The organism is Gelidibacter sp., assembly GCF_035515035.1.
Lineage (GTDB): Bacteria > Bacteroidota > Bacteroidia > Flavobacteriales > Flavobacteriaceae > Gelidibacter.
Genome location: NZ_DATJCA010000152.1, coordinates 37,319 through 56,215, shown reverse-complemented (window position 1 = coordinate 56,215; position 18,897 = coordinate 37,319). Strand labels below are relative to the sequence as shown.

15 protein-coding genes are annotated in these 18,897 nt (G+C 35.0%); 12 read left to right on the top strand and 3 right to left on the bottom strand.

Going from position 1 to position 18,897, the window contains the following annotated elements; all coding sequences use genetic code 11:
* Nucleotides 1-68: 68 nt before the first annotated feature.
* The 12 genes from VLZ86_RS12330 (at nt 69) to VLZ86_RS12275 (ending at nt 15,246) form a co-directional block, all read left to right on the top strand.
* On the top strand, nt 69-1,406 hold the full coding sequence (locus VLZ86_RS12330; RefSeq protein WP_325451761.1) for a hypothetical protein: 1,338 nt from the start codon (nt 69-71) through the stop codon (nt 1,404-1,406).
* A 525-nt stretch (nt 1,407-1,931) separates the two neighbouring features.
* A complete protein-coding gene (locus VLZ86_RS12325; RefSeq protein WP_325451759.1) occupies nt 1,932-2,636 on the top strand; it encodes a hypothetical protein in 705 nt (234 codons plus the stop codon).
* 70 nt (nt 2,637-2,706) lie between these two features.
* The gene (locus VLZ86_RS12320) at nt 2,707-3,738 is read left to right on the top strand and encodes a glycosyltransferase family 4 protein (protein WP_325451757.1); all 1,032 of its coding nucleotides are present in this window, start codon (nt 2,707-2,709) and stop codon (nt 3,736-3,738) included.
* Nucleotides 3,731-5,188, top strand: a complete 1,458-nt coding sequence (locus VLZ86_RS12315; RefSeq protein WP_325451755.1) for a hypothetical protein — start codon at nt 3,731-3,733, stop codon at nt 5,186-5,188. Before VLZ86_RS12320 ends, VLZ86_RS12315 begins: the two co-directional genes overlap by 8 nt.
* Before the next feature lie 27 nt (nt 5,189-5,215).
* Nucleotides 5,216-6,154: a hypothetical protein gene (locus VLZ86_RS12310; protein ID WP_325451753.1), complete on the top strand. Its 939-nt coding sequence runs from the start codon at nt 5,216-5,218 to the stop codon at nt 6,152-6,154.
* Between the two features lie 56 nt (nt 6,155-6,210).
* Nucleotides 6,211-8,358 carry a bi-domain-containing oxidoreductase gene (locus VLZ86_RS12305; protein ID WP_325451751.1) on the top strand — a complete coding sequence of 716 codons (2,148 nt, stop codon included), beginning with the start codon at nt 6,211-6,213 and terminating at the stop codon, nt 8,356-8,358.
* 2 nt (nt 8,359-8,360) lie between these two features.
* Nucleotides 8,361-9,578 (top strand): O-antigen ligase family protein, encoded by a 1,218-nt coding sequence (locus tag VLZ86_RS12300; protein ID WP_325451749.1) that lies wholly within the window; start codon nt 8,361-8,363, stop codon nt 9,576-9,578.
* Nucleotides 9,575-10,768, top strand: coding sequence for an O-antigen ligase family protein (locus tag VLZ86_RS12295; protein ID WP_325451747.1), 1,194 nt, complete (start codon nt 9,575-9,577; stop codon nt 10,766-10,768). The genes VLZ86_RS12300 and VLZ86_RS12295 overlap by 4 nt, the downstream gene beginning before the upstream one ends.
* On the top strand, nt 10,761-11,915 hold the full coding sequence (locus tag VLZ86_RS12290; protein WP_325451745.1) for a delta-aminolevulinic acid dehydratase: 1,155 nt from the start codon (nt 10,761-10,763) through the stop codon (nt 11,913-11,915). Before VLZ86_RS12295 ends, VLZ86_RS12290 begins: the two co-directional genes overlap by 8 nt.
* Nucleotides 11,912-12,652 (top strand): WecB/TagA/CpsF family glycosyltransferase, encoded by a 741-nt coding sequence (locus tag VLZ86_RS12285; protein WP_325451743.1) that lies wholly within the window; start codon nt 11,912-11,914, stop codon nt 12,650-12,652. Before VLZ86_RS12290 ends, VLZ86_RS12285 begins: the two co-directional genes overlap by 4 nt.
* A gap of 244 nt (nt 12,653-12,896) precedes the next feature.
* Entirely contained in the window at nt 12,897-13,886 is a 990-nt protein-coding gene (locus VLZ86_RS12280) for a UDP-glucuronic acid decarboxylase family protein (protein ID WP_325451741.1), read from the top strand.
* Between the two features lies 1 nt (nt 13,887).
* Nucleotides 13,888-15,246: an undecaprenyl-phosphate glucose phosphotransferase gene (locus tag VLZ86_RS12275; RefSeq protein WP_325451738.1), complete on the top strand. Its 1,359-nt coding sequence runs from the start codon at nt 13,888-13,890 to the stop codon at nt 15,244-15,246.
* Here VLZ86_RS12275 and VLZ86_RS12270 read toward each other — a convergent pair.
* The 3 genes from VLZ86_RS12270 to VLZ86_RS12260 are packed head-to-tail and all read right to left on the bottom strand — an operon-like array spanning nt 15,243 to nt 18,816.
* Nucleotides 15,243-16,409, bottom strand: coding sequence for a glycosyltransferase family 4 protein (locus VLZ86_RS12270; RefSeq protein WP_325451737.1), 1,167 nt, complete (start codon nt 16,407-16,409; stop codon nt 15,243-15,245). The two genes, VLZ86_RS12275 and VLZ86_RS12270, sit on opposite strands and share 4 nt — an antisense overlap.
* Nucleotides 16,409-17,503, bottom strand: coding sequence for a non-hydrolyzing UDP-N-acetylglucosamine 2-epimerase (gene wecB / locus VLZ86_RS12265; protein ID WP_325451735.1), 1,095 nt, complete (start codon nt 17,501-17,503; stop codon nt 16,409-16,411). The genes VLZ86_RS12270 and wecB overlap by 1 nt, the downstream gene beginning before the upstream one ends.
* A complete protein-coding gene (locus tag VLZ86_RS12260) occupies nt 17,500-18,816 on the bottom strand; it encodes a phenylacetate--CoA ligase family protein (RefSeq protein WP_325451733.1) in 1,317 nt (438 codons plus the stop codon). Before VLZ86_RS12260 ends, wecB begins: the two co-directional genes overlap by 4 nt.
* Between the last annotated feature and the right edge of the window lie 81 nt (nt 18,817-18,897).

The following is an 18,897-nucleotide window of genomic DNA, read 5'->3' as shown; positions in this document are numbered from 1 at the left end:
TCCTGTTAACGAGGCTAGCAAGATAAACGCTAGTTTTTTAGTTAAATTAAGGTCTATAAACCTGTAATATGATTAAAAGAATATTTATTGTTGCACTACTAACAGGATTTTCTCAAATCATATCTTTGGCCTCAGTTGGGTTTTTAAAATCGCTGGATGAAACGCTGGTTTATGATATTGGAAATTTTGAATCTCTTGTTGTTATTTTTACTGCAATTATAGCCTTAGGCCTTCAATTGGTTACTGTAAGAGATATTGCATTAACTGATAAATGGCAAAAAATATTAATAAATAGCCAAAGAGATCGCTTTACTTTTTCTCTGCTCCTATTTGTAAGTGTCATCAGTTTTGATTTGTTTTTTAAAGAAATTAAACTGGACCATCTTTTGTTCTATGTAGTGATCCCCTTAATAGCTTTAAATTCCGATTATTCGTTTTATGGTAAGGGTGAGCCCGTAAAAGGTGCTTTTCTGTCTTTCTTAAGGGTTTTTATTTTATCCGTATTTATTATTCTAAGTGTGGTATTTGATAATGAATACGTCAAAATTACCTATATCATAACAGTACTGTTAACTTATTTTTTAGTAGGATTGCTTTCTTCATATTTTAATAAACTAACTTACTTTTTGATACCTAAAAAAGATTTTTATAAATCTTATTATGCGTCATTCAGTGTGGGTATTGCTTCTTTCGCGCTCGTTTTTTTTGGTTTGGGAATTGTTTCTTTTGCAAGTTTCTTTTTTACCGAACACGCCATTGCAAATGCGTATCTCTTATTAAAAATTTATGTTTTTTACATTGGAATTAAAAGATTGCTCGTACAAATTCTGTTTAAAGAACTTACGGATGAAGATTTGGTCAAATCTGTCGATCAAATAGGCGTATTTGTATCTATTGCTGTAATCATAGTGTTTTATTATTACCCTGAGTTTTCAATTAAGTTTTTTACTAAGGATTATCAAAAATCACTGGATAGCTTGGTGTACTTATTGCCAGCAATCTTTTTTACATCTATATCCTTTGCTGGGCCATTAGAGTTAATTTTAAAGAATAAAGACAGGATTTATTCTCTCGGATTTATTTTTGGAGCTGTAGTCGTATTGCTATTAGTTTTTATATTCAGTTTTGTAGACAATACAAACGAATCCTATATTTATTTAGCTATTTCTATAGGCGAATTATGTGCCATTTTAATCCACGGATGGGGTTTAGGTAAGTTCAAGTTTTTTAAAGATAGAGCCTTATATTTCATCCCAAGTGCTATTGCATTAGTAACACTTAATTTTCTCTTAATGTTGATAAACTCTAAATTAATCTCATTGATATCATTCGTTGGTATAGTATCGGTTTATATATTACTAATTTTGAAAAACAAAATTGGTAAGAAAGTCAATATTGAAAATTAGTTGGTATATAGAAATTAATAGATGAGTGCGGAACGATCAAAAATAAAAATACAACCAGCAGCTTCGATATTTATGATTATCGTTGTTGCGTTATTTCTCTTTGATAGAGGCTTCTCTAAATTACCGCTCAAAGGACCCATATATGTACACGACTTTTTACTGGTTTTGGCTACAATCTTTGCTTTGGTACGAGAAAAGTTGACTTTTAAATTTCCGTCGATCTTTTTATTTTGCCTTATTTCAATAATTTACTTAGTAAAATCATTACTTTTCTTTGACTTAGGCAAGGATTATATCATTTATCTCTTCCGGCAATTCTTTATGTTTTTCTATCTTATATGCTGCTATATCATAGCAAATAAGGTGTTCGAAAGACCTGAAAACATTGATAAGGCCCTTGTTATTATCAAAAAAATCGCCTTTTGGTCTATTGTCGTTCAATTAATATATTTTGCATACTTATATGCAACGGTACCAAACTATTCACCATTGGAATGGTTTTCATACTTTTCATCTGTTGTTGTCATGGGCGTTTTGACATATGGAGCTTATGCTTTGGTGTTTTTCAAAGGTTCCGAAAGAGTTTTGGTGTTTTTAATGACCTTAATAATTTCTGGACTTTTGGGTCACGCATCTTCTTTTTTTGCATTGTTTGTTATGCTTTTGATCCATTTCTATATTTCCTTTACGCCAAAGGTTAGATTTATTACTGCTGGCGTATTATTAGTGTTATTGGTGCTTTTGTTTCAATTACCTCAATTTAATGATAATAATGCTACCTGGAGAATTATCTATTGGTCGCAAGTACTACACCGGGCCATTATCGATAATTTCATGATTTTTGGTGATGGTTTTGGACAGCCTTACATGTCCTTAGAAGATGCCAAAGTCTTTACTAGAGAAATTAATTCTTCATTTATGGAAACTGGAGTTAATTATAAATATGAAAGATGGGTAACGCCGCCGCACAATTCGTTTCTAACTATTATACATCATATTGGCGTAGTGCCCCTGTTACTTTTGTTTTTGCCAATAAAAGGCTTATTTAGTCAAATATTTAACGAAAGAAGATCCATGGACAAGGATCGGTTATTCTTGTTTTTTACATTATGGGGATTAATCGTTTGGGTATTTTTTAATGTTATTTTAGAGTTGCCTCATTCTGCCATCTATTTTTGGCTCATTTACTTCACATATATTTTTTATGAAAAAAGAACGTCAAAGGAATAAAATTTTATTTCTAATACAACTACCACCTCCAATTCATGGCGTCTCCGTTTTAAATGAACATATTTATAATTTGGATATTTTTGATGGATCTTTCAAAAAAGATTATGTCGAGCTAAAATTTTCAACTAACCTGGAAACACTTTCTCAAATAAGTTTTAAAAAGATAGTGCGCACTTTTAAAATTGGCTTTAATTTAATTAAGAAATGCGTCGAATTTAGACCACATTTCATTTATTTTACAATTTCCCCAGCCAACAATACTTTTTATAGAGATTTACTGTATGTGTTCATTATTAAAGTAATGGGCGTACGTCCAGTTTATCATTTGCATGGGAAAGGAATTGCTGATAATATTACTAAATATGGTTTTTTATTGAAGATTTACAGATGGGTATTTAATAATGCCACTATAATCCATCTCTCAGATGGCCTATTGGCTAGTGAAATAACCCCGTTGAAATTAACCAATACAAAAACCTATACACTACAAAACGGAATAAAAAAAGTAAAAGGTACGTCGTTGTTTAACATAGAGGAAAAAGAGGATGATATTCTGTTTTTATCCAACTTATTTCCTTCTAAAGGTATATTTGTTCTCTTAGAAGCATTACAATTGGTCATTAAAAAACGGCCCTTGATTAAAGTGAATATTGTTGGTGACACTGTAAATGCGGATATTTTGCAAGGAGTAAATGATAGGATAGCGTCCTATGGATTAAAGGAAAATGTCATTGTACATGGTTTAAAAACTGGTGCTGAGAAAAACGCTTTTTTTGAATCGTCAAAAATATTTGTACACCCAACACTCAACGACGCGTTTCCATTAGTTATTTTAGAAGCTTTACAATACGGACTTCCTGTAATTTCTACCTATGAAGGGGCTATCCCTGAAATTATTGATCAAAACACAGGAATTCTTTTACCCAAAAACGAACCAAGGATGTTAGCTGATACAATTGTAAAGATGCTTGACAATACGCCACAATTAATGAGAATGAGCACCAACTGTCGTTCTCAGTTTAGCGAATATTATTCCCTAGACCGTTTTGACAGGGATCTTAATGTTATTTTTGAAACTATATTAGAAGAAGCATATGTTTGAGATTAATAGATTAGATGCTCTGGAGTATGATGAATTGATTTCTGTAGAACAAATTGAACACGGAGTGATCAAGGATAGGCCAGAAGCTGAACATAAACTTCGAAAGGTTTGGTTTTTCCTTTTTGCTGAAGGTTTTAATAGGACATTAGCGAAAATAAGATCCAAAAAGAATAGGTTGTTGGATCTACATAAATATAAAACCATCATAAGGGTTAAGTATCAAAATAAAACTTATTTAAACTTTAGCCTTCAAACTTCAAGGGAACTTGAGAATTTTGTGATTAGGAATGCCTTTTTTGAGTTTAATGAAAGTTGCAATTATTCTTTTGAAAACACCAACTTGAACTTCAATCAATTTGTTGGAAAGGAATATTCTGATCAGGACAATATTAAACCAATAGTCATTTCTGAAAAAAAGGAGATCCCCTTAAATGCCATTTCACCAACCTATGAAGAGGGTGTGTTTTTATATGGTTTAGGTGATTATTCACGTGTTTATATAGCACCTAATCTGAAGAATTTAAAGCGGATTTATTGCATTGATTATGTCTCAACCTATGCTGATTATTACAAAACATCCTATAATTACGAATTCAGTGGCTTGGTACCACAAGAGAGTTATGAAAAACTAACTTTGGTGAAAAAGCCATTGGTCATTATAGCCACCTATCATTCTGATCATACACGGATTGTTGGGGAGATTTTTAAGATCAATCCAAATACAGTTTTCTTTATAGAAAAACCCCCATGTGTCACTTTAGATGACATTTCAAAATTAGTCCAACTTTACCAAAATGGAGCTAAAATTGAAATAGGATATAATAGGAGATATATCCCAATTAATCAGGAAATCAAGAAGCGTTTGAAAGGTCAAAGAGCGGTTATCAATATCTCTATAAAAGAAATACTCATAAATGACAATCACTGGTATTTCTGGGAAAACCAAGGCACGCGCATCACAGGCAATTTAACTCACTGGATTGATATCTGTAATTTTTGGTTAGAAGACGAAGTACCGGTAGAACTGAACATGCTAAAAAGTGCGTCTAAAGACGAGACCTTTGCCGTATCAATTTTATACAGTAACGGGTCACTTGCAAATATCACAGTATCTGATAAAGGTAACTCCTTGAGAGGGGTCCAGGAAAAAATAGAGATACGTACTGAGGGTGAAACCTATCATATTGACGATTACCAAAGAATGTATTTCATCACAAAAAACGGCAAAAAGCATAATAGAAACAGCATTAAACGTATTAAAGGGCATGATGAAATGTATAAATATGTCGTAGATTTGTACCATGGCAATGTTGATTTTAACTATAGCGTCCGAGACTTGATAAAAACCGCTTTAACAACCTATCATTTATCGGAAATGTTTAAAAAAGACATGAGAACCTTCACTATACAAGAGACGATCATGTCTATGCTAAATAAAATTAAAGTCTAAAGAATTTTAAAATTAACCTAAAATAAAATGCTCAAAAAATTAATTGTTATTCTGGCTTTAGTAATGATTGTGGTATCCTGTAAACAGGATTCCAAACGCAGTAAAGCTGACGAAGTCTCAGAAATATCAACATCAGAAACGGCTTTTGAAGATCGCAAAATTGAAGAGGCACTTTTTGAGGGTTATTTTGTAAAAAATCCTTCAGGCTATGATATCGCTTTAAAGAATAATACACTTTATATGCTTAAAGCCAATCCTTCAGAAAAAGATAAAACAACCAACTTCTTTGTTGATGTCATTCCAAAAAACGGAAGTTTGCAAAATTTTAATTTACCACCTTCCGACATAAACTTAAATGATAGTTTGAGTAAAAATTATAATAACGTTGCCGTCCACAAGTTTGTTTTGCCTAAGGTGGAAGGCGAATATGAAATTATAGTAGGCCAATATGATAATGTGGGAAGGGTTTGGACCACAACGATTCAATCAGGAATGTTAGGTCAAGATATCCGTAACTATAGAAATGAATATGCTAAAAACATTAAATCAACGAGATATTTAAAAGAATTTGAATTGGCATTAGGCCAAGGTTACTTTATGATGTACCCGGAAGGTTACGATGTATTGGTTAACGGGAATATTGTTTACTTTATAAAACCAACAAACATTGATGTAGATGTAGATACCAGGTTTTACTTGCATCTCAAATTTGAAAATACTGAGGAAAACATGGTCTTGGATTTCAATGGGAGAGAGGCTCAAATAGATCAGAGACTTGGATCAAAGTATAAAAATTTTACAGTAATCAGAAAAGAGGTGCCATCAGAAAAGAAAATTGTTGAGGTAGGCGTAGGCCAATTTAATAATGAAGGTAGGACGTGGCAAGTTGTTTATGATTTAGAAAAAATGTATGACAATATCACATATATTTATGATAATCAGTATAAGGACTATATTCAGAAGTAACTACTACTCTTAAAAAAATGCACTCAACTAACAGCAGTTGGTAATAATTCAAATTCATGAAACAAGTCATACAAAATTTTAAATCGGGTGAGTTATATGTTGATGATGTGCCCTTGCCCTCAATTTCAGAAGGCATGGTTTTGGTTGAAAACAAATTTTCATTAATAAGTGCCGGGACGGAGCGAGGTACGGTTAAAGTTGGTAAGGCCAGCTTAATTGGAAAAGCAAAACAACGGCCAGATTTAGTTGCGCAAGTAATTCAAAACATCAAAAAAGAAGGTTTAAAGGCTACATTAGACAAGGTAAAAACAAAATTAGATAGTTTAAAAGCTTTAGGATATAGTACATCTGGAGTTGTTAGTGCATCCATGGACACTAACAACATGTTTCAAGTTGGCGATAGAGTGGCGTGTGCCGGACAAGATTATGCATCACATTCTGAAATTGTAGCCGTACCGCAAAATTTAATCGCAAGAATACCGGATAATGTCTCCTTTGAAGATGCCAGTTATACAACTTTAGGAGCAATTGCGCTGCAAGGTGTAAGGCAAAGCGAACCAACTATTGGGGATAATGTTTGTGTCATCGGTTTGGGGTTATTGGGCCAGATCACATGTCAACTTCTAAAAGCAAATGGTTGCAATGTGTTTGGTATTGATTTATCTTCCAGATTGGTAGCACTTGCCAATGAAACAGTCGCAGATAATGCAATGTTAAGAAGTGACTCCAATCTTTTGCCTACAATAGACGACTTTACAAATGGACATGGTTTTGATAGTATTATTATCACTGCTGCCACACCGTCCAATGATCCAATTGAACTATCAGCGGAGATCGCACGTAAAAAAGGAAAAATAGTTGTCGTGGGCGCGGTGAAAATGGACATCCCAAGAGATCCTCATTTTTTTAGAAAGGAATTGGATCTGCGGATGTCATGTTCATATGGTCCTGGTCGTTATGATGTGAATTATGAAGAAAACGGTCAAGATTATCCTTATGCTTATGTGCGTTGGACGGAACAACGAAATATGGAAGCTTTTTTAAAATTAATTTCTAATGGAAATGTCAATTTAAAACCTCTTACCACTCATGTCTTTGATATTGTGGAAGCTGAGAAAGCTTATGATATTGTTTTAGGAAAAGTAGAAGAATTTTCCCTAGGCCTTTTATTAAAATATGATGATAGTAATTCACTAAAAAACGTTACAAAGTTTAAAGTCAATACAAATCCTGTTAAAAACATCAATATCGGATTTATAGGTGCGGGAAGTTTTGCCCAAAGTTATTTGATTCCCAATGTTAAAACTGCGGGGGCCTCATTGGACACTGTGGTTACAACTAAGGGAATTACATCTAAAAATGTCGCTGAAAAATTCGGATTTAACCATACTTCTTCAAATGCGGATGATGTTATGGAAAATCCTCAAATCAATACGGTTTTTATTGCTACACCTCATAACTCACACGCACAATATGCGATTAGTGCTTTAAAGGCCAATAAGCACGTTTTTGTAGAAAAGCCCTTAGCCATGACTCCAGAAGAGCTAAAAGACGTTGAGGCGGCTTATAAAGAAGCAGACGTCGCGCTTATGGTTGGGTTTAACAGACGTTTTGCAGATGTTTCTAAGGCCATTAAAAAGGCCTTCGAGAATTTAACTGAACCTGTATTTGTAAATATAAGAGTAAATGCAGGATTTATTCCCAAAGAACATTGGACACAAAACCCTGAAATTGGTGGTGGAAGAATCATTGGCGAAATGTGCCATTTTATAGATTTGATGCAATATTTCACGGATTCTGCACCTATTAAGGTTTATGCGGAATGTATCAACACCACTAATGAGAAACTGAAAGCTGATGATACTATTTCTATAATAGTAAAGTTTAAAAACGGCTCTGTAGGAAGTCTTAATTATTTGGCCAATGGCGACAAATCTTTGCCAAAAGAAATGATTGAAGTTTTTGGAGGCGGTAAAACTGGTAGAATCCACGATTTTAGGTCTGGAGAACTGCATGAAGGAAATAAAATCACAAAAATAAAGTCCAGCTCAAAAGGACATAAACAGGAAGTAGAAGCATTTTTGACTTCGATAAAAGAAGGCACTGTCAGTCCAATAAGCTTTGAATCCATAAGGCTTACCACTGAAACTACATTTAAAATAATAGATAGTTTAAATATTGGTTTGCCGCAAACAATTAGCTAAATATGTTGTCACAAGCAAACTTAAAAAGCCTCTATATCTATGTAATGTATGTGTTGGCTTTTATGATACCTTCAGGAATTTACAATTTTGAAGGTGTTATTATCGCATTACTATTCTTGCTGTGGCTGGTGACCAAGCAATACAAAGAAATAAAAAGTCAAACTACAATTCTTCCGTTTTTACTTCCTTTCTTTTTTTTGTTATACCCATTAAGTTTATTTTATACAAATGATTTGTCAAGTGGCTTTGATCAAATCACTATGCATTTGTCTTATCTGCTCATTCCACTGGTTTTTATTAGCGATGTGATTGATGATAAAATTAAAAAAAACATACTGCTTATTTTTCTCTTTTCGACAGTGTTATTTGTCTTTATCGCCGATGTGTATGCCGTTGTTGACATCATTCAAACGGAGCGTTATATCGTTAGGGTAGCTAAAGGTGATTACTATAAGTTTTTATCTTATGGTTTAACAAGGATTTTTTCTGATTGGCATCCTACTGTTGTATCGTTGTTTTTGATGTTTAGTTTGGTTTTGACGGTCAAGTATCTTTTTAAACCCAAGAAATTTTTAGCGCTTCTTTTAGCGATTTTCATAATCATAAACATTTTTTTGCTTAAGTCTTTAATTGCTATTATATGTTTAATGGGCGTGACGGTGTTGTTCTTGTTCTCTTTGATAAAAAGGAAACCTTATAAGTTTGGTGCGGTATTTCTTGTTATTATCATGGCGAGTGCTTTTTATATTCTCAACCCCTTTAAGATTGATAAGATTCAGCAGCTTAAAAGAACCAAAATGGAAATAACAGATAATCAGGACACCAGGAATGTACTTTCTATTAGATTGGTTAAGTGGAGCTCCACATTCAATTTGTTTTTAGAAAACCCGGTTTTAGGTGTTGGTCCAGGCGATTTGAGGCATGATCTCGTTGGCGAATATATTGATAAAGGTTTTGATTTTGCTGCAGAGCGAAGATTTGGACCACATAATCAATATCTCCAAATATTAGCAGCTTTTGGTGTTTTTGGATTTTTGCTGTTTTTTATAACCCTGTTCGGGCCTTACTTAAAAGATATTAAAATCGATAGTCTGTATTTTTGGTTTTTAATTATGACCTTGACGTTTTTTATGACCGAAGATGTTTTAGAAAGGCAACAAGGAATCGTGTTTTTTAGCTTCTTTTATGCCCTTATTCTAATGCGTCCAAAAAGAACATGAAATCAAAGGTAATCAAAGGTATTAGTTTTCTTTTAGCGTTGGATTTGGTCTTTCTATTGGCTTTTGCAAAATCATATTCCACGCTCACTTTGTTTCCTCCGTTTTTCTATGCCCATGATGTGATGTTGTTGATCATGGTACTTTTGTGCATTCCCTATTTTAAATTCTCTCCACGCATCAGAAGTATAGAGTTATTGTTTTTAATGGCCATTTTCTACTTAATATATTCTTTCTTTAATCCAGGGATTGAGAATGTAGAAATTATTTTAAGGCAATTCATGATCTTTGGTTATGGCATTTGTCTTTATGTCATTATGAAGTCGGTTTTTATAAACAAGACCATACGCAAGAATTTCGCTCAATCCGTAATGTATTTTGGCTTGGCGTGTGTAACAGTGCAAATTTTATACATTCCTTTTGTTTTTCTTTACGAAGGCAAAAATCCTTTTTTTGAAAGATGGTATTTTTCGCCCATAATAATGATGGGTATTTTTATTTTAGCCAGTTATATTTTGCTTAATGTTAAGGATAAATTACTGAAAAATATACTTTTCGCCAGCGTTTTTATTGTTTCGTTTTCTACCGGTCACGATTCGACATATTTGAGTTTATCCATGATTTACATTGCTTATCTGTTTGTGGTGAGCTCAAGAAATCATAGAATTATTTTAACGATGTCTCTTTTTATTGCGATAGTATTGGTTTTTTATTTTATCCCTTCATTTACAGACGTTAATGTAAAGTGGCGATTATTATTTTGGAAAGATTCCTTGTTACGGATTGCAAACAACTACTTTATTTTTGGTGATGGGTTTGGAATCCCATATGGCACCGAAGAGACCATTAAAAACTTGAATTCACTATATCCCGATGTGCCAAAGAGTCCTAGGATTATTGGCGATGAAATATACCTTACGGCTCCCCATAACTCATTTCTATCTATGGCCATTCATATTGGTATTCTGTCAATTGTATTTTTATTCTATCCTATTAAAGAGTTTTTCACCAATAAAAGCTTAAGAATGGATAAAGAAATTTTATTTTTGACCTTAAGTTTGTTTGGAATGGTGGTTTTTTGTGCTTTTAATGTCATTTTAGAGCTTCCGCATTCTTCGTCCATCTTTTGGATTGTGTTATTTGGTTTAATATTTAAACTGTCAGAAAAAATTGGAATACCATCAGATGAGTGAGAGCTTTGAAAAACTCAAGGCATATTGTGAAAAAGAAAACTTTAAAGGATGGGATCCCTATGATGGTTTAAACAGTTGGATCATTCAGAAGACGGTTTTAGGAAAATCCAGAGTATTCAGATTGGCTTGGATCCAACTTTTTAAAAGAAGTCCGATTAATTTACGTCCTTTATTTGGGGTTGAAAAGGATTACAATCCTAAGGGATTGGGACTTTTTTTGACGGGATATTGTAATCTTTATAGGCTTGAGAAAAACCCAGCCCATTTAGAGAAAATAAACACGTTGGCCCATCACATCATCAGTCTTCAAACCAAAGGTTATTCCGGAGCTTGTTGGGGCTATAATTTTGATTGGCAAGCGCGAGCCTTTTTTCAGCCAAAATTCACGCCCACTGTAGTTGCCACAACCTTTATCTCAGAAGCGCTTTTAGAAGCTTATGAGATGACTCAAAATAAGCTGTATTTGGAGACCGCTATTAGTGCCTCTAAATTTATTCTGAACGATTTGAACAAATCCTATGACGATGACGGCGATTTTACCTTTTCATATTCACCTTTAGATCATACCCAAGTTTATAATGCAGGTTTGTTAGGTGCCAAATTACTGAGTTTGGTTTATAAATATACCCAAGAGGCCCATTTATTGGACGAAGCCAAAAAAGTAGTCTCCTACGTGTGTAAAAAGCAGTATCACAATGGATCATGGAGCTATGGAACTTTGCCTTTCCACCAATGGATAGATAGTTTTCATACGGGATATAATCTTGAATGTATTCATGTCTATCGTACAGTCTCAGGAGACACCTCCTATGATGAACACTTTGATATAGGAATGACTTATTATTTAAATACGTTTTTCACTGACGAAGGAATTTCCAAATATTACAATAACAGCATATTTCCAATTGACATTCATGCCCCCGCACAATTAATTGTTACCTTGGCAAAATGTGGTAATTTTACGTCTCAGAAAGCACTGGTAGATCGTGTTCTTAATTGGACGATCAATAACATGCAATCTCCAAAAGGGTATTTTTACTATCAAAAAAAGAAGCATTTTACATCAGGAATCCCTTATATCAGATGGGCTCAATCCTGGATGTTTTATGCGTTTAGTTATTATTTTGTCGAATCAAAAGAGCAATGAGCAGGATTAAAATTCTTAATGCGGTTATAGATAACTATTCTACCGAAGAAACACTGGCGATTGTTGAAAATGCCATTAAGAATAAAAAGCAAATACATCACACCGTCGTAAATGCAGGCAAAATTGTAGCCATGCAATCTGATTTGCAATTGCGTAAAAGTGTTAATGAAAGTGATTTAATAAATGCCGATGGCCAAGCTGTGGTTTGGGCTTCTCGGTTTTTAAGAAAGCCTTTAAAAGAACGCGTTGCAGGTATTGATCTGATGATAAATTTGGTGGAATGTGCACATAGAAACAACACCAAAATATTTTTTTTTGGAGCCAAGGAGGACGTGGTCAAAGAAGTTGTAAATATATATTCTAAGGCCTATTCGCCAAACATTATCGCTGGCTATAGAAATGGCTATTTCAAAAAAGAAGAAGAGCGGGAAATAGCGAAAGAAATATCTAAAAGTGGTGCCAATATTCTCTTTGTGGCCATAAGCTCTCCCACCAAAGAAAACTTTTTATACGAGAACAAGGAACTTCTTAGCAATGTCAACTTTATTATGGGTGTTGGAGGTAGCTTTGATGTGGTATCCGGTAAGGTAAAACGTGCGCCCATATGGATGCAAAACACAGGAATGGAATGGTTTTACCGTTTTATTCAAGAACCAAAACGTATGTGGAAGCGTTATCTTTTTGGTAACACAAAGTTTATTTTTCTTGTTCTAAAAGAAAGAATATTCAAATCATGATCCTTAATCTCTATTGATTTTAAACTTTTTAAGATTAAATAGATCTCAGTCGTTAAGCGATGTTTATTTTACAACAACAATTTTTACTTCGTTACCATTTTGTTCAATACCGTATATAATTATCAACTTGTTGAACTCCAAATTGAAATAACACATTATATTTGAAAAATCAAATCATTGTAGTTCAATCAATGAGTTAATTGCATATTTGATGATGAAATGTGCTTATAATAATTCGAATTTAATGTCTAAAAATGTACTCATTACAGGAGCCGCAGGATTCCTTGGATCTCATTTAAGCGATCGCTTTATAAAAGAAGGATTCAATGTTATTGGCATGGATAATTTCATTACAGGAAGTCCAGACAATATAAAACACCTAGAACATCATCCACAGTTTACGTTCATTGACCATGACGTTACCAAGCATATTGCCATAGAGGAAGAACTGCATTATATCCTTCATTTTGCATCGCCTGCAAGCCCTATCGATTATTTAAAAATCCCCATTCAAACTTTAAAAGTGGGGTCTTTGGGTACGCACAATTTATTGGGGTTGGCCAAAGCGAAAAAAGCCAGATTGCTCATTGCGTCTACTTCTGAGGTTTATGGTGATCCTTTGGTACATCCACAAAGGGAGGACTATTACGGCAATGTCAATACCATTGGTCCGCGTGGCGTATATGACGAAGCCAAACGTTTTCAAGAATCCATAACTATGGCCTACCATAGATTTCATGGGCTTGAAACCCGTATCGTGCGAATATTCAATACTTATGGCCCGCGAATGCGACTCAATGATGGGCGCGTTATTCCTGCGTTTATGGGACAAGCCCTAAGAGGCGAAGATTTAACCATTTTTGGTGATGGCTCACAGACCCGATCTTTCTGCTATGTTGATGATCAAGTAGAAGGCATTTACAGACTGTTATTCAGTGATTATGCCTATCCTGTTAATATTGGTAATCCTCACGAAATCTCGATTAAGGATTTTGCTGAGGAAATCATAAAGCTTACCAATACCAATCAAAAAGTGGTTTATAGAAACCTCCCGGTCGATGATCCAATGCAAAGACAACCAGACATTAGTTTGGCTAAAAGGTTATTGGATTGGGAGCCTAAGGTGGGAAGGGCAGAAGGCATGATGATTACTTACAATTATTTCAAAAGTCTTTCAGAGGAAGAACTTTATAAAAGTGCACATAAAGATTTTACCAACCATATAAAAAAATAATGTGAATACTTTTAAGCAAGGCCGATATTCTGGGTATTTAAGACCTATTTCATATGTAATAGATTTAAGTGTCATCAATGGTCTTGCGGTTTTTTATTTTTTCAAAAATATTGATCCCATCCTGTTTGTATTGGTGGTGTCCAGTGCTTGGGTGATTCTATCCATAGCTTCAAAATTCTATGAAGTGTATCGATATACCAGAGAAGTGACTATCCTTTCTTTGGTGTTGCGTCAGATGATTCTATTCACCTTAATTATTTTTGCCTTTTCAGGGTATCATCAGCAATTTAATATCGCGCCTAAAACGGTTATAAAATATGTGCTCTCAGTCTTTTTGTGTATTACCATCTTCAAATTTGCGGTGTATTACTTACTTCAGAAATATCGCATAGCATTTGGCGGAAACTATCGGAATACGGTCATTTTAGGGGTTAATAAGAAAACGTTGGCCTTAGAGAATTTTTTCAATAGGAATCCAGAATATGGGTACATTCACAAGAAAACCTTTAGCTTTCGTGATAAAAAAGATGTTGATCTCCATGTTTGCTTTGAATATATTAAGGAAAATGCAATTGATGAAATCTATTGCTCCATATCAGAGCTTTCAAATGCGCAAATCATGGAAATTACCGATTTTGCCGATAACAATCTCAAAATCCTAAAATTCTTACCGGACAACAAAGAGATCTATGCCAAAAAACTGAAATATGAGTATTACAATTATATCCCTATACTCTCACTAAGAAACATCCCCTTAGAAGATTCTGTAAATCAGGTGATAAAGAGGAGTTTTGATATTGTTTTTTCAAGCATGGTTATTGTTTTAATTTTATCTTGGCTCACGCCTTTGATCGCTATTTTGATCAAGTTGGAATCCAAAGGCCCCGTGTTTTTTAAACAGTCCAGAAATGGGTTTAACTATAAAGAGTTTGATTGTTATAAGTTTAGATCGATGACCCCAAACAACAATGCCCACCTTAACCAAGCCACCAAAGACGATCAACGCGTGACGAGAGTAGGGAAGTTCTTAAGAAAAACCAGTATTGACGAATTACCACAGTTTTTCAATGTTCTTTTTGGAGATATGTCCGTCGTAGGGCCAAGACCGCACATGGTGAGTCATACCAGCATGTATGCAAAGCGAATTGATAAGTTTATGGTCAGGCATTTTGTGAAACCTGGCATCACGGGATTGGCTCAAATAAGTGGGTTCAGAGGCGAAATTGAGACGGATAAGGACATTATTGGGCGTGTAAAATATGATATTTTTTACATTGAAAACTGGTCTTTATTGCTCGATCTAAGAATTATTTTAAGAACCTTCATGAACGCTATAAAAGGCGATGAAAAAGCCTATTAAAGTCGTTGAACTAATGTGTCCAATTGTTTGTTAAAATCGAAGTGACGTGTTGCGGAGGCTTTAATGTGCTCCCTGAAGTCTTCATTGAGACTGGATTTTTTGAGATTTGAAAGTGTCTTGTTTAAATCGTTATAATCACCCGACTTCGCCGCCCAGCCTATTTGATACTTTGTAACGATACTTTCTCCCTCACCACCTCCAAAATAAAGCATAGGTAGCCCTATTCTAGCGTATTCAAATATTTTTGAGGGTACTGATCCATAAATCCTATTGCGTAGCGGAATGATGCCTAAATCGTATTTTAAAAGCACTTGGTGCAACACCTCCCGCGTAACTTCGCCATGATAGCTAATGGGCAACTCTGGATGCGCCTCAATGTAATTTTCTATGTTCACCTGTTCTGCCCCAGAACCATAAATGTGGAGTTCAATATGTTCATAATCGAGTTCTTGGCAAAGTCTTAAAATTCCTTGGGCAATTCCCAGTAATCCGGCATAAACCATTTTGATTTTACCAGGAGCTGTTTCAATTGGAGGACTTATTGCCGGAATACCAAAGTCAGGATAGTTTCTATATAGGAAGGTTTCTTTATTAGGAAAAAGGATTTTAATATGGGTCAGGATTTCTTCGCTTTGACCCAAAATCAAATTTGCCTTTTTGTAATTTAAATGTTCAATGCGCTCTAAAACACGATAACTAAAGTTCTTTTTCAAAGCGCCCAGTTCCAGTCCAGCAAGTGGCCATAAGTCACTGACATTGAGAATAAGCTTGCGTTTTTTTGACCGTAGAAATGTACAACACGTAAAAGCTACCAAAAGTGGGGGCGATTGTACAATAACCGTTGTTGGAATTTTATGAAATAAGAAATATAAGATGAGACTAAGACTGTAGGAGAGCATCGCCAACAAACGGATGACTTTATTTTTTGAAACCGTAGCGTAAATCCATAACCGATGGATGGTCATCCCTTTTTCGTCAGAAGTATGCCTAAATTTTCCACGATAGGGTGTAAAAATTTTACCTGTCGGATAGTTGGGCAATGGTGTGATGACGGAAACCTTAAAGTTTCGCTCTTTTAAACCTTCTGCCAAATGAAAAATCCTATTGGATGCCGCACCAATTTCAGGGGGAAAATAACTGGTAATGATCAGTATCTCTTTCATCACACTATGTAGAGGTCCACGAGATGGTTGATGATGCGTTTTGCAGCATGACCGTCCCATAATTCTGGGATCTCACCCTTTTTCCAATCGCCAGAAAATAACTTTTCAAAAGCGTCCGAAATTTTCTCTGGATCATTCCCTACCAATACATTGGTGCCTAAAGTGCAAGTTTCCGGTCGTTCTGTTGTATCTCTTAAAGTGATACAGGGCACGTTCATAACTGTGGTTTCTTCTGTAATTCCTCCAGAATCCGTCAGTACAGCAAAGGCGTTTTTAACAAGATAATTGAACTCTAAATACCCCAAAGGCGCCACATAATGGAGGTTTTCAAAATTTAAGTTTAATCCTTCCAAAAGTTTTTTGGTTCTTGGATGGACCGGGAAAATGATGGGAAAGTCTTTCCCCAATTGGGTCAATTGTGTAATTAAAGTTTTGAGTTGCTGTTCTTCATCTACATTACTTGGCCGGTGTAAGGTCAGGACCATATATTTTTTTTCCTGCAGTTGTAACACCTCCCATAGTTTGGGTTGTTGGAGACGGTCTTCATTTTTACGGAGCGTATCAATCATTACATTGCCCACAAAATAAATTTGGTTTTCAGGCACGCCAAGATTTTCAAGGGTTTGTGAAGCTAAAGGTGTGGTGGTGAAAAAATAGTCGGTTAAGCTATCGGTAACAATTCTATTTATTTCTTCTGGCATATTGAGATCTCCTGAACGAATTCCTGCTTCGACATGGGCCACTTTTATCCCTGCTTTTTTTGCCACAATGGTGCAGGCCATGGTTGAGGTAACATCACCAACTACCATGACCAAATCTGTCGGATTTTCAGCCAAAACCTTCTCGAACCCTATCATAATAGCGCCGGTTTGTTCCGCTTGCGTGCCGCTTTTTACCTCCAAGTTGATATCTGGAAACGGAATGTTTAATTCTTCAAAAAAGGTATCACTCAAGTTTTTATCATAATGTTGGCCGGTATGGATCAATTGATAATGCATAGCAACCCCTTCTGATTGTTTCTGTTTGATAGCCTCGATAATGGGTGCTATTTTCATGAAGTTTGGGCGTGCTCCAGCGATAATGGTTATGGTCATGTCTTATTTAATAATGATGAAAATTGTTTTAATTTTCCTGATTTAGAACGTTTTAAACGGGGTTGACGCTCAAAGATAATTTTTAATCCTTTTTCAAGATAGTTTTCTATTTCTTTAATTATAAATTTAGTCTGGCTATCCGATAGTTTCACATCGCTGACATAGATAATTTTGAAGGTCTGAAGATCCAATTGCTCAATCATAAACTCCTTGACATTGCCATCATCTTCAACGATACTTTTGGTAATATAGTAAAAGGTAAGTCCAGCGGCTTTCTTTCCACTTGGCAAGATGGCAAGATCATTGGTTCGACCAATTATTTTTTCGAGCTGAGGTTTTTGAAGTGTACTTTTTTTCGAGAGGATTCCAACATCTCCAATATCATAGCGAATAAAGGGATGGGCTTTATTGTATAATGAGGTAATGACCACACGGCCTTCCTCGCCGTAAGGCAAAACTTGATCTTGATCATCTATAATTTCCACAAAAAGAGTCTCGCTATTGACAATCCATTCGTTTTTAGGGTTTTGAAACGCTATTAAATCCAACTCGGAGGCTCCATATTCATTCACAACTGGAATACCGAAATGTTTTTCCATGAGCAGCTTGTCATTTTCAAACAGCATTTCTGACGTCACGATACACGCTTTCAGAGTAGGGCAGAAGTGGGTTAAAATCAAGTCTCTTTTTTCCAGGAATTTTGCAAATTGAACAATCGCACTGGTATAACCATTGATATAATCAAAGTTAGTGGTTTTGAACTTTTTTAAATAGCCTTGGAGAGCCGTGTCACTTAAGTCGTAAACAGAAAAGCGAAACCGACCGCTTAACACATCTTTAAATCGTTCTTTATAATACCCTTTTTTGTCTAAGGGAATTCCGTAAAACCGCGCCTGTTTAGAATTATTGAAATTGAGATTGAACCAACCAAATCGGTCCTGAATGATGGTCCAAGTGAGTGCGTGACAAAATTTGTCCTTGGCAAAAACAAAAGGGTCTCCCGAAGAACCTGAGGTTTTATTTACATAGACGTTTTTTGGTGAAAAACCTGCAGACAATCGATTGATCAAAGGTTGTTGTAAATCCCTTTTTGTCATGATAGGAACGGCGTCCCAAGCTGTATATTCGGTATCTTTAAAGATAGACTGATAAAAAGGATTGTGATTTAAATGATAATGGACAATTTGTGCCTTTTGCTTTTCAATGTAATCACGAAATCCTTCGTCATGAAGGTTTTGAACAGAATTCAATACCCGTCGAGCTTCCTTAATCGGAAAACCGTTCAATTTTAAAGAAAGATCGAATAAATTCAATGACACATAGTTTTTGAGAATGTAAAGTAAAGAAATTTATTAAACTCCCGCCTACAATCAATCTCGAACATTCAAGATATA

Excerpts from the sequence above, each read along its gene's own strand:
- VLZ86_RS12330 (WP_325451761.1), top strand. The coding sequence starts at position 69 with ATGATTAAAAGAATATTTATTGTTGCACTACTAACAGGATTTTCTCAA.
- VLZ86_RS12325 (WP_325451759.1), top strand. The coding sequence starts at position 1,932 with ATGGGCGTTTTGACATATGGAGCTTATGCTTTGGTGTTTTTCAAAGGT.
- VLZ86_RS12315 (WP_325451755.1), top strand. The coding sequence starts at position 3,731 with ATGTTTGAGATTAATAGATTAGATGCTCTGGAGTATGATGAATTGATT.
- VLZ86_RS12310 (WP_325451753.1), top strand. The coding sequence starts at position 5,216 with ATGCTCAAAAAATTAATTGTTATTCTGGCTTTAGTAATGATTGTGGTA.
- VLZ86_RS12305 (WP_325451751.1), top strand. The coding sequence starts at position 6,211 with ATGAAACAAGTCATACAAAATTTTAAATCGGGTGAGTTATATGTTGAT.
- VLZ86_RS12300 (WP_325451749.1), top strand. The coding sequence starts at position 8,361 with ATGTTGTCACAAGCAAACTTAAAAAGCCTCTATATCTATGTAATGTAT.
- VLZ86_RS12295 (WP_325451747.1), top strand. The coding sequence starts at position 9,575 with ATGAAATCAAAGGTAATCAAAGGTATTAGTTTTCTTTTAGCGTTGGAT.
- VLZ86_RS12290 (WP_325451745.1), top strand. The coding sequence starts at position 10,761 with ATGAGTGAGAGCTTTGAAAAACTCAAGGCATATTGTGAAAAAGAAAAC.
- VLZ86_RS12285 (WP_325451743.1), top strand. The coding sequence starts at position 11,912 with ATGAGCAGGATTAAAATTCTTAATGCGGTTATAGATAACTATTCTACC.
- VLZ86_RS12280 (WP_325451741.1), top strand. The coding sequence starts at position 12,897 with ATGTCTAAAAATGTACTCATTACAGGAGCCGCAGGATTCCTTGGATCT.
- VLZ86_RS12270 (WP_325451737.1), bottom strand. The coding sequence starts at position 16,409 with ATGAAAGAGATACTGATCATTACCAGTTATTTTCCCCCTGAAATTGGT.
- wecB (WP_325451735.1), bottom strand. The coding sequence starts at position 17,503 with ATGACCATAACCATTATCGCTGGAGCACGCCCAAACTTCATGAAAATA.